The following is an 11233-nucleotide window of genomic DNA, read 5'->3' as shown; positions in this document are numbered from 1 at the left end:
TGTTCCAGCCCGCGCGGCGTTTGAGGCGCGGGGTCCGGGGCGGAGCCCCGAATCTTTGAGCCGCGCCGGCGATTGAGGCGTTTCTGGGGGCACCTCCCAGCGGTAGCTGGGGGAGAAGGGGCGGGGTGGGGAAACGGCTCCGCGCAGCGGCAGCGGCGGTCGGCGGGGGCTATGCGGAGGCTGGGGCCGGGCGGGTGGGGGTCGGGTCGGCGGCGGGGCCGCGGTGCTCCCGTTCCCGTTCCCGGCCGAGGGCGCGGCCGCGCAGGCGCAGGATCTGGGCGAGGCCGAGGAGTTCGACCACGAAGACGGACGAGAAGGCGATCCGGTAGTCGTCGCCGGTGGCGTCCAGCAGGATCCCGACGGTCAGCAGCGTGGTCATCGAGGCGAGGAAGCCGCCCATGTTGGTGATCCCGGAGGCGGTCCCCTGCCGCTCGGCCGGATTCGCGGGCCGCGCGAAGTCGAAGCCGATCATCGAGGCCGGCCCGCAGGTGCCCAGCACCACGCACAGCGCGACCAGCAGCCACATCGGGGCCCGCTGGCCCGGGTAGGCCAGCACGGAGCCCCACAGCGCGGCGGTGAGCCCGACGGTGCCGAGGGCGAGGGGGATCCGGGCGGCCTGGCGGCGGCCGATGATCTGGCCGTAGACCAGGCCGAAGCCCATGTTCGAGGCGACGATGAGGGTCAGCAGCCCGGCCGCGGTGGTCCGCTCCAGGCCTTGCGCCTCGACCAGGAACGGCATGCCCCACAGCAGCAGGAACACCATCGCCGGGAACTGGGTCGTGAAGTGCACCCACAGCCCGAGCCGGGTGCCGGGCTCCCGCCAGGAGTCCCGTATCTGGCTGCGGACGAAGCCCGCCCCGCCGACGGCACCGGCGGCGGCCGCCCGGACCGGGGCCGGCTCGTGGCCCTCGGGGTGGTCGCGCAGGAACAGCACCAGCGGGACGAGCACCAGCAGCCCGGCCGCCGCGCTGCCCGCGAACGCCGGGACCCAGCCGAGGCCGTGCAGGACGGGCGCGAGGACGAGGGTGGAGACCAGGTTCCCGGCCATGCCGACGAGACCGGCGAGTTGGGCCATCAGCGGACCGCGCCGGGCCGGGAACCAGCGGGTGCCCAGCCGCAGGACGGAGATGAACGTCATCGCGTCGCCGCAGCCGAGCAGGGCGCGCGCGGCGAGCGCCATCCCGTACGTCGGGGACAGCGCGAAACCGACCTGCCCGGCGGTGAACAGCACCGCGCCGAGCGTCAACACGCGCTTGGTGCCGAGCCGGTCGACCATCAGGCCGACGGGGACCTGCATGCCCGCGTAGACGAGCAGTTGGAGCAGGGAGAAGGTGGACAGGGCGGAGGCGCTCACGTGGAAGCGGTCGGCGGCCTCGAGTCCGGCCACGCCCAGGCTGGTGCGGAAGATGACCGCGACGAAGTAGACGGCGACGCCGATGCCCCAGACGGCCACCGCCCGCCGGCCGCCCGGCGGGTCCTTCGGGAAGGGCCCGAGCTCCGGCCCCGTCACCGGACCGGCCCCCGCACCAGTTCCCCGACCCGGCCCACGTGCCCCCGTACGGCCGCGGCCGCCGCCTCGGCATCGCCGGCGCGCAGGGCGCCCAGGATCTCGGCGTGCTCGGCGAGGGTCCGCTCGATCCGCTCGGGGTGGGCGTGCAGCAGGGCCACGCCCATGCGCAGCTGCCGGTCGCGGAGCTGGTCGTACAGGCGGGCCAGGATCTGGTTGCCGGCGGTGCGCACGATCTCGGCGTGGAAGCAGCGGTCGGCGGCCGTCATCGCGGCGAGGTCGCCCTCGGCGGCGTGCCGGCGCTGCTCCTCCAGCAGGGCGGCGAGCCGCTCCAGCAGGGCGGGCGGCGCGGGCACGGCCGCCCGGACGGTGAACTCCTCGACCAGCAGCCGGGTTTCGATGACGTCGGCGATCTCCTGCACGGAGACCGGCAGGACCAGCGCGCCCTTCTTCGGGTACAGCTTCAGCAGCCCCTCGGTCTCCAGCCGCAGCAGCGCCTCGCGCACCGGGGTGCGGGAGACCCCGACCGCGTCGGCGAGCCCGCCTTCGGTGAGGAGGGTTCCGCCCTCGTAGCGGCGTTCCAGTACGCCCTGTTTGACGTGCCGGTAGACGCGGTCGGCGGCGGTGGCCGCAGGAGCGGCGGCCGGGGGAGGGGCAGACATGCGCACAGCATAGATACATGAGGGATGCACACGATTGCGGGTCCAGGATGTGGACCCCGGGCCCCGGCCGCTGCATCCAAGGATGTACCGCGGCCTCGTCCGGCCGCAGGACGCAACCGCCGCCGTGCGCCGGGACGCTGGATCCATGGCCCACACCACCCTTCCCGGCAGCAGGGGCACGGGCACGGCCGCCCGACCGGCGGCCGCCGACCGGATCCCGCTCCTCGACGTCCTGCGCGGCGCCGCCATCCTCGGCACGCTCATGACCAACGTCTGGATCTTCGCCTCGCCCGGCTCCGAGTGGAGCGTGCTCCAGGGCGCCATGGCCCTGCCGAACCCGCTCGCCGAACCCTCCGCGGCCGGCGTCGCCGAGGCCGTCTTCCGCTTCCTCGCCGACGGCAAGTTCCTCTCCCTCCTGACGGTCCTGTTCGGGGTGGGCCTGGCCGTCCAGTACGACTCCGCCGCGCGCCGCGGCGAGCCCTGGCCCGGGCGCTACCCCCGGCGGGCCGCGTTCCTCTTCCTGGAGGGGACCGTCCACTTCGTCCTCGTCTTCGCCTGGGACGTGCTGATGGGGTACGCGGTCACCGCGCTGCTCACGGCCTGGCTGCTGGCCCGCTCCGAGCGGGTCCGGCGGGTGGCGATGTGGGTCGCGGGCAGCCTCCACCTGGCCCTCGTCGCCCTGGTCACCCTCGGCGACCTGGCCACCCCCGACTCCGGCCCCAACACCCCCGGTGCGGACGCCGTCCGGCTCTACGCCCACGGCGGCTACCTCGACCAGATCCGCTTCCGCCTCGAGCACGCCCCCGCCCTGCGCATCGAGCCCGTCTTCTCCTTCGGCCTGCTCGTCTTCCTCTTCCTCCTCGGCGTGCGGCTGTACCGGGCCGGCGCCTTCGCCCCGACCGCCGCCGGGCACCGGATCCGGGTCCGGCTGGCCGCCTGGGGGCTCGGTCTCGGCCTGCCGCTGGGCGCAGCCGCCGCGCTCGGCGGGCCGGACCTCTTCGTCCTGGGCCGCTACGGCATCGCCCCGCTGGTCGCCCTCGGCTACATCGGCCTGATCGGCTGCCTCCTCGACCGCTTCCCCGGCGCCCGCGGGGCCGCCGCCCTCGGCGGCATCGGCCGCACCGCACTCTCCGCGTACGTGGGGCAGAACCTGCTGTGCATGCTGCTCTGCTACGGGATCGGGCTGGGCCTGGCCGACCGGCTCGCCGGGAGCGGCCCCTGGTGGGTGATGGGGCTGTGGGCGGCGGTCTCGCTCACCCTGGCCGCCGGGTCGGCGCTGTGGCTGCGCCGGTACGAGCGGGGGCCGCTGGAGTCCGTACAGCACCGGGTGCTCACGGCCCGCCGGCGGGCGCGGCCGGGCCGGCGGTGACCTCCACCTCCAGGACGAGCTCGTCGTACGGAGGCTCCTGCGGGTAGGGCGGGCGGATCTGCGCGAAGCGGATCCGGGCCCGCCCGCCCGCGCGGCGGCCCGTGACCACGTACGTCCGCTCCAGCGGGGCGCCGGGCAGCAGGGGCGGCCCGGGCTGACCCGGCGGCGGGCCGGGGGCCGGGCCGGGGGCCGGGGCCACCTCCACCGCGGCCGCGTCACCGCTGACCTGCCAGGTCCACACGTAGCCCAGCGCGCCGCGGCCGGCGAGCCGCACCTCGTACGACGCGCCGGCGGCGAGGACCACCCTGCGCTGCTCCACCCGCTGCGGCTCCTTCCTCCTCAGGCCGGCCCGATCACGGCCCCCTCGTGCCAGCCGCCCCCGTCGCGCCAGTAGTGCTGGAGCATCCGGTCGGTGCGCAGGACGACGACCTCCAGGTTGAACCCGAAGCTGCCCTGCAGCATCCCGGTCACCGCGAGCACGTCGTGCCCGAAGACCGCGCTGCGGCTCCACGCCGTGCCCGAGGCGTTGCCCCGCCACCAGTGTTCGACCCGCCCGCCGGCCACGGCCACGCACAGCTCGTAGTTCCCGGCGGTGTCCTCGTCCGCGGCCCCGTACTGCGCCTCGATCAGGCAGGGCGCGGAGGTGGCGCCGCTGCCGAAGACCTCTCCGGCCCGCCAGGCGAAGCCGTTCGGGTCGTCGCGCCACCACAGCTGCATCCGGCCGTCCGTACGGGTGGCGACCAGGTCGAGGTGGCGGCTGCGCGTCTGGACGAGGGCGGGCCCGAAGTGGGCGATGCCGGAGGCGAAGCGGCCGCCGTCGTTCCAGGTCCAGGGGGCGCCGTTGATGCGCCACCAGTGGTTCAGGCGGCCGTCGGCGGTGCGTACGACCACCTCGAAGTTGCCCGGCTTGCCGTAGTCGCTCTGGATGAACGCCGGGGTCGAGCCGACCGCCGCGTCGCCCGTGCCGAAGACGCCGCCGTCGCGCCAGGTACCGGCGGACTGCTCGTAGAACCAGTGGCGCAGCCGGCCGCCCGTCGTCACGTGCAGGGACTCCATGTTGCGGTTGTACGTGGTCCCGGTGAAGGCCGGCTGGCCGGAGGCGTCGGCGGCGAAGACCGCGGCGCGCGCCCAGGCGAAGGGGGCGTCGCCCTCGCGCCACCAGTGCTGCAGGCGGCCGCCGCCGCCCGCGGTGGCGAGCAGCTCGAAGTTGCGGTGGGCGCGGCCGTTGCCGCTCTCGTACACGTTGCCCGCGTGCAGGCGGCGCTTGCTCCACGGGTCGATGTTGGTGCCGCGCAGGCCGCACTTGGCCCAGTGGTCGATGTTGACCTCGCCGTAGGCGATCCGGCCGTAGCCGCCGACGTGGTAGCCGGTCCCCCAGGAGTTCTTGAACAGCCAGCAGCCGGCCGCGTCGTCGTAGCCGACGACCAGCACGCAATGGCCGCCCGCGAGGCGGTCGGAGGTGCGGTGGTAGACGCCCGAGCCGAGGCCGAAGAAGTCGTCGTACACGTCGAAGCAGGCCGTGAGCGGACCGACGGTGTCCAGCCAGACCTTCTGCTGCTCCACGTCGCCGAGCCGGACGTAGTCGGCGATGCGGACGGTGCGCCCGGAGCGGTCCCAGCTCGGGGTGTACTCGGCGCGCCAGCCGTCGCGGCGGTCGGCGGGCACGGAGGGCGGGGGCGGGGAGTACGGCCAGCAGTCCGGGTCGGCGAGCCCGCCGTTGGCCTTGATCCAGTCGAGCGCGGTCTCCGGGTTGGAGCCCTGGCCGCAGGTGAAGCGCAGCCCGTCGTGCACGTCGCCCTCGGAGCGCTCGGCCCAGACGCCGTGCTCGATCCGGGCCATGGACTCCACCAGCCCGGCTGCGCCGAAGGCCCAGCAGGAGCCGCACGGGTTCTGGTCCTTGACCTTCGTGATCCAGGGCCGGCCCCAGCGGACCCGCCAGTCCACGGCGGCGGGCCGGGCCGTGACGCCCGCGGTGCTCTCGGGCAGCAGGCCGTGCGCCGCCCGGCGGCGGGTCAGGTGCGGATTGCCGCTCGGGTGCCCGAGGAGCGCGCGCAGGTCGACCGGGGCGGCTTCGTGCGCGGGCGTCAGGTTCGCGCCCGGTTCCATGCCGAGCGAAGGGCGGGGCACGGGCTCGTCGTCGGCGAGGTGCTCGACGACCGTCCAGCGCGCCCCTTGCCGCGCCAGCTGTGCGCGCAACTCCCCCGCGGTTTGCGTCGACTCGACAGACTGCTCCGGCATGGCGGCCCCCCAGCTGCACCCGTTGGATCGAGACCGCGGGAGCGTCCACCTGGCACGGCGGCGCGTCAAGGGGGTCGGCACGGTCGCGCGGTCGCACGGGGGTCGTACGACAGCGCACCCGCGCCCCGTCCGCGATTCCGCCCCCGCTCCAAAGCCGGGATGTCCCTGAGGCGCCGCCCCCGCTCCGAAGCCAGGGGCCGGCACATTCAGCCCCGCCGGCGCTTGAGGCGCGGGTCCGGGCAGAGCCCGGTACCCGGCGAAGCCGGGATCCTTGGGGCGCCGCCCCAAACCCCGCGCCTCAAACGCCGGCGAGGCTGGACTTTGCCGACCCTCGGCTGCGAAGGCCGACGGGGCCCGGGCTTCCTGGGGCGCCGCCCCAAACCCCGCGCCTCAAACGCCGGCGGGGCTGGAGTTGCCGACCCTCGGCTGCGAAGGCCGACGGGGCCCGGGCTTCCTGGGGCGCCGCCCCAGACCCCGCGCCTCAAACGCCGGCGAGGCTGAGATGGCCGACCCTGGCTGCGAAAGTCGGCGGAGCCGGGGCGTCCTGGGGCGCCCCCGCGGCCTCCGTCCCGGCCTGCCCCCCTTGGTCAGGCCGGGGTGGAGGAGCGCTCCGCCGGGCGGCCGGGGGTGGCCGCCGCCGCAGCGGCCCGCCGGGCAGGGGCGAGGCCGTACAGCGCCAGGCCGATGGCCAGCAGGAACACCCCGCAGGCCGCCTCGAAGGCGAAGGCGTAGCCGCCGGTGGCCGCGGCCGGATCACCGGCGGCCAGGAGCGAGGCGCTGCGCGCATCCGCGGCGGAGGTGATCAGCGCGAGGCTGATGGTCGGCCCGGCCAGGATCGCGGTGTTGACCACCGCACCGGCGAGGGCGGACTGCTCCTCCGGGACCCCGGCGACGGCGCCGACGACCGCCGCGGACATCAGCGTGCCGATCCCGGCGGACAGCACGATCAGCCCCGTGAGGACGGCCGGCATCGAGCCGGTACGCAGCCCCACGGCGCCGATCAGGAACAGCCCGGCGGCGATGACCGCCAGCCCGCCGACCGCGACGGCGCGCACCCCGTGGCGGGCGACGATCCGCCCGGCGACGAAGCCGACGCCCAGCAGCACCGCGCTGTACGGGACGAAGGCGAGGGCGTTCTGCAGGGCCGAGTAGCCGCGCTCCTGCTGGACGTACAGGGCCAGCAGGAAGGCGGTGCTCGCCCCGATCGCCGGCCCGAGCAGCGCGCAGACCAGGGCGGTCGCCCGGTAGCGGGAGGCGAGGAAGCCGGGCGGCAGCAGCGGCGCGCGCACCCGGCGCTGGGCGGCGGCGAACACGCCGAGCAGGATGCCGCCGAGCGCGAGCGGGGCGAGGACCTCCGGGGCGGCCCAGCCGTGCGGGCCGACCATCACGAGCCCGTAGCCGAGGGTGGACAGCGCGAGGGTGCCGAGGACGGCGCCGAGGACGTCGACCGGGACGCGGACGGGCGCGGGCCCGGACGGCAGGGCCCGCGGGGAGAGCACCAGGACGGCCGCGGCGACGGCGGCGAGGACGCCGAAGCTCCACCGCCAGTTCAGCCAGGCCACCAGCACCCCGCTGAGCACGATGCCGACGGCGGCGCCGAGGCTGGCCAGCAGCCCCCAGCGGGCCAGGGCGGTGGCCCGCGCACGGCCGCCGGGGAAGACGACCCGCAGCAGGGCCATGGCGGCGGGGGCGGCGAGCGCCGCGCCGCAGCCCTGCAGGAAGCGGGCGGCGAGGACGAACGGCGAGGTGGGCGCCAGGGCCGCGGCCAGCGAGGCCAGGGCGAACAGGGCGGTCCCGCGGGAGAACAGGCGGCGCTGTCCGACGCGGTCGGTGAGCCGGCCGCCGAGCAGCAGGAGCCCGCTGAAGGCGAGGCCGTAGGCGGCGCTGTCGAGGATGAGGTCGATGCGGCTGAGGCCGAGTTCCCGCTGCATGGCCGGCCCGGCGGCGAAGGTCACCGACACCGAGGCGTTCAGCAGCAGCTGCACGGCGCCGAGGAGCGCGAAGCGCACCCCCGTGCCGGACGGTTCGGTCTCCACAGGGGCCGCGGTCTGCGGGAAGTCGTCCATGCCGCGCAGTCTGGCAGCCGCTGACAGGGGACGGAGGGCGTCACCTGTCAGTCCGTCAGGTTGAGGAGAGGGCGCGGGAGGAGAGGCGGGAGGAGGCCGCGCAGGGGCCGGCGGGGGCGCGGTGCGTGCGGGCCGCGCGCCCCCGCCGCCATGGGCCGGCGGGCTGGTCCGGCGCCCTACGACTCCTTCGGCAGCAGGACGACGCGGCTGCCGTGGAGGTCGCCGTCCTCGATGCGCCGGTGGGTCCGGGCGGCCTGCGAGAGCGGAACCCGCTCGATGGAGCGGGCGCGCAGCCGGCCGTTCGCGAGCAGGCGGTTGATGGCGACGGCGGCCTCGGCGAGTTCGGCCGTGGTGGCGTGCGAGATGACGAAGCCGGCGACGGCGCCGTCCTTCATGTAGAGCGGGCCGGCGGGCAGCACGGGCTGGGAGCGGGCGCCGGCGAGCAGGACGATCCGGCCGCGGTGGGCGAGCACCTCGACGGCGGTGGAGAGGTCGTTGGTGCCGGAGGTGTCGATGTGGACGTCGATGCCGTGCGGGCTGCTCTCGCGTATGCGGGCGGCGAGTTCGGGGTCCGTGTAGTCGAGGACCTCGGCGGCGCCGAGGGCGCGGCAGTGCTCTGCGTCGCGGGCGCTCGCGGTGGCGATGACCCGGGCTCCGGCCTCGACGGCCATGGTGATCAGGGCGCTGCCCACGTTCCCGGCGGCGCCGGCCACGAGGACGGTCTCGCCGGGCCGCACCCGGCCGTGGGTGAACAGGGCGAGGTAGGCGGTGCCGGCCGGGTGCACGACGGCGACGGCCTCGGCGGCGTCCACGCCGGGCGGCAGGTGGTAGAGCCGGTCGACCGGGACCACGGCCTGCTCGGCGGCGGCGCCCTGGCGGCCGCCGTGGCCGAGGCTGTTGCACCAGACGCGGTCGCCCACGGCGAAGCCGGCCGCGCCGGGGCCGGCGGAGACGACCGTACCGACGAGGTCGCGGGAGACGACGAAGGGGAACTCGACCGGGGTGCGGAAGAGCCCGGACCTGACGAAGGTGTCGACCGGGTTCACGGACACGGCCTCGACGTCGACCAGGACGTCGGTGGGGCCGGGGGTCGGAGGGGCCACGTCGCCGTACCGGATGTTCTCGGCGGGGCCCAGTTCTTCGATGAAGGCTGCACGCATGGCCCGATCCTCGCAAGGGCCCGCGGGGTGCGGGCAGCGCCCGCGGCAGGCTTCGTCACCTCGGGCGGGCGGGGGTGGGGAGGGCCGGGACCCGGACATGCCGAAGGGCCGCTACGGGGGTGTGAGCGGCCCTTCGGAGAGGGGGAACAACAAGGAGCTGGCGACTCCGGCCGGTGGGGCGGTGCGGTCCGGTGGGGTCCCCCGGGGCCGGCCCCGACCCCCGCGGACGGGGGACGGGCCGACGGGGACGGACCGACGAAAACGGACGGACCGCGCGGGCGCGGAACCGGTGGGTCAGACGGTGCCGTTGGCGATCGCGCGGGTCTCGCGGATCTTCTGGCCCAGCGTGGCGAGCAGCTGGTGCAGGATCTCGATGGTGGTCTCGTCCGTCAGGTTGCCGGACTCGTCGAAGCGCTCGTTGGCACGGAAGATGCACAGCTCGGGCTTGCCGACGACCTTGGAGTCCGTCCACAGGAAGGACTGGCGCAGGGACAGCTGCGCACGGACGGTGCCGAAGTTGGTCGGCGCGGCGCCGGCGATCGCGATCGGCTTGCCGGTCAGCGAGGAGTTGAGCGCCGGACGGCTGGCCCAGTCCAGGGCGTTCTTCAGGACGCCGGGGACGCCGTAGTTGTACTCGGGGGTGGCGATGAAGAGGCCGTCGGCCTCGATGATGCGGCGGCGCAGGTCGGCCACCGCGACCGGGGCGGGGTCGACGTCGTGGTCGGTGTCGTACGGCGGGATGTCGCGCAGGCCCTCGTAGATCTCGATGTCGAGGTCACCGGGGGCGAACTTCTGCGCGGCGCGCACGAGGGCGGTGTTGTACGAGCCCTCGCGGAGGCTGCCGGAGATGGCGAGGATCTTGAGCTGAGACATGGACGGTCCTTCCGCAAAGGCTGCGAGGTGGGCGTCAGTGGATGACCAGGAGTCTGGCCGGGCGGGGGATGCGCCTACAACCGCGCGAGGCGGTATCTGTCAGCTGTGCGCGGGAGTTGGGGCCGGGGATCCGCCGGAGACCCCTTCCCCTCCACCTGAACTGAACTGTATAGTTCACTGCACGACGGAACACGACCCGCTCCGCACGACGAGAGAAGGCAGCATCATGACCACGCTCGGCTCTGCCATCGCCGCCCCCGCCGCCCCCGCCGCCGCCACGGCCCGCTCGGTGGTCGACGTCCTCCAGCCCCTCCACACCCTTGAGGGCGAGGGCTTCCCGGTGCGCCGGCCCTTCCCGACCCCGCAGATCCCGCAGCTGGACCCGTTCCTGATGGTCGACCAGGTCGGCCCGGTGGACCTCGGCCCGGGCGAGCCCAAGGGCGCCCCGGACCACCCGCACCGCGGCTTCGAGACCATCGCGTACGTACTGGAGGGCGACATCGAGTACGCCGACTCCACCGGCAACCGCGGCGTCGTGCCGCCGGGGGCCGTGCAGTGGCTGACGGCGGGCGCGGGCGTGGTCCACTCCGCCCAGCCCACCGACGCCTTCCGCGCACGCGGCGGCCTCCAGCACAACCTGCAGATCTGGGTGAACCTCCCGGCGGCGCTGAAGGGGCTGCGCCCGCGCACGCAGAACGCCACCGCGGCGCAGATCCCCGTGGTCCGCAGGCCCGACGGCTCCTGGTTCAAGGTCATCGCGGGCACGGCGCACGGCGCCACCGGCCCCTTCGAGACGCAGGTCCCGGTGACAGTCGTCCACGCCTCCATCGCGCCGGGCGAGAGCGCCGACCTGCCGGCCCCGGCCGGGCGCAACGCGGCCGTGTACGTCCTGTCCGGCAGCGGCAGCGTCGGCTCGGCCGAGGTCAGCGACGGCGAGCTGGCCGTCCTCGCCGACGACGGCGACACGGTCACGGTGGCGGGCGGGCCCGTGGGCGCCGACCTGCTCTTCCTGAGCGGCGAGCCGATCGGCGAGCCGGTCTTCCGCAGCGGCCCGTTCGTGATGAACACCGCCGAGGAGATCGAGCAGGCCTTCGACGACTACGCGGCGGACCGCCTCGGCCGCTACGAGGACTGACCCGCCCGCACCCCCTGCCACCGCCCAGCCCCGCGCCGTACGCACCACGGCGCGGGGCGGTCGGCGTGCCCGGCGGGGGTCGAACAGCCCCTAGGCCGTCTCTTCCGGATCTTGCTCCCCCCGCTGCCGCTGGGAGGTGCCCCCAGACCCGCGCCGCCCGGCACCGCACCTCGCTGCGTTGTCGAGGCACCCGAGGACGTCCAGTAATCGGGAGCCTCTCCGC

9 protein-coding genes are annotated in these 11233 nt (G+C 75.3%); 2 read left to right on the top strand and 7 right to left on the bottom strand.

Annotated features, from left to right (window positions below):
- Positions 1–169: 169 nt before the first annotated feature.
- Positions 170–1510 carry an MFS transporter gene (locus ABZ924_RS36720; protein WP_361919774.1) on the bottom strand — a complete coding sequence of 447 codons (1341 nt, stop codon included), beginning with the start codon at positions 1508–1510 and terminating at the stop codon, positions 170–172.
- On the bottom strand, positions 1507–2169 hold the full coding sequence (locus ABZ924_RS36715; RefSeq protein ID WP_361919772.1) for a GntR family transcriptional regulator: 663 nt from the start codon (positions 2167–2169) through the stop codon (positions 1507–1509). The genes ABZ924_RS36720 and ABZ924_RS36715 overlap by 4 nt, the downstream gene beginning before the upstream one ends.
- A gap of 145 nt (positions 2170–2314) precedes the next feature.
- Here ABZ924_RS36715 and ABZ924_RS36710 point away from each other — a divergent pair, with 145 nt between their 5' ends.
- Positions 2315–3538, top strand: a complete 1224-nt coding sequence (locus ABZ924_RS36710; RefSeq protein WP_361919770.1) for a DUF418 domain-containing protein — start codon at positions 2315–2317, stop codon at positions 3536–3538.
- Here the strand turns inward: ABZ924_RS36710 and ABZ924_RS36705 are convergent.
- The 5 genes from ABZ924_RS36705 to ABZ924_RS36685 all read right to left on the bottom strand — a co-directional run bounded on the left by ABZ924_RS36705 (position 3501) and on the right by ABZ924_RS36685 (position 9875).
- Positions 3501–3857 (bottom strand): hypothetical protein, encoded by a 357-nt coding sequence (locus ABZ924_RS36705; protein ID WP_361919768.1) that lies wholly within the window; start codon positions 3855–3857, stop codon positions 3501–3503. The two genes, ABZ924_RS36710 and ABZ924_RS36705, sit on opposite strands and share 38 nt — an antisense overlap.
- A 20-nt stretch (positions 3858–3877) precedes the next feature.
- A complete protein-coding gene (locus ABZ924_RS36700; RefSeq protein ID WP_361919766.1) occupies positions 3878–5776 on the bottom strand; it encodes a C1 family peptidase in 1899 nt (632 codons plus the stop codon).
- 587 nt (positions 5777–6363) lie between these two features.
- Complete coding sequence (locus ABZ924_RS36695; RefSeq protein ID WP_361919764.1) at positions 6364–7842, bottom strand: MFS transporter; 1479 nt, start codon at positions 7840–7842, stop codon at positions 6364–6366.
- Positions 7843–8018: 176 nt separating this feature from the next.
- Positions 8019–9002 carry an NADPH:quinone reductase gene (locus ABZ924_RS36690; protein WP_361919762.1) on the bottom strand — a complete coding sequence of 328 codons (984 nt, stop codon included), beginning with the start codon at positions 9000–9002 and terminating at the stop codon, positions 8019–8021.
- A 294-nt stretch (positions 9003–9296) separates the two neighbouring features.
- Positions 9297–9875, bottom strand: a complete 579-nt coding sequence (locus ABZ924_RS36685) for an NADPH-dependent FMN reductase (protein WP_361919760.1) — start codon at positions 9873–9875, stop codon at positions 9297–9299.
- A gap of 226 nt (positions 9876–10101) precedes the next feature.
- Here ABZ924_RS36685 and ABZ924_RS36680 point away from each other — a divergent pair, with 226 nt between their 5' ends.
- Positions 10102–11010, top strand: coding sequence for a pirin family protein (locus ABZ924_RS36680; protein ID WP_361919758.1), 909 nt, complete (start codon positions 10102–10104; stop codon positions 11008–11010).
- Positions 11011–11233 lie beyond the last annotated feature (223 nt).

The organism is Streptomyces sp. NPDC046876, assembly GCF_040645035.1.
Taxonomy (GTDB): Bacteria; Actinomycetota; Actinomycetes; order Streptomycetales; family Streptomycetaceae; genus Streptomyces.
The sequence above is the reverse complement of the archived record's forward strand: the minus strand, read 5'-3'. Positions and strand labels throughout refer to the sequence as shown.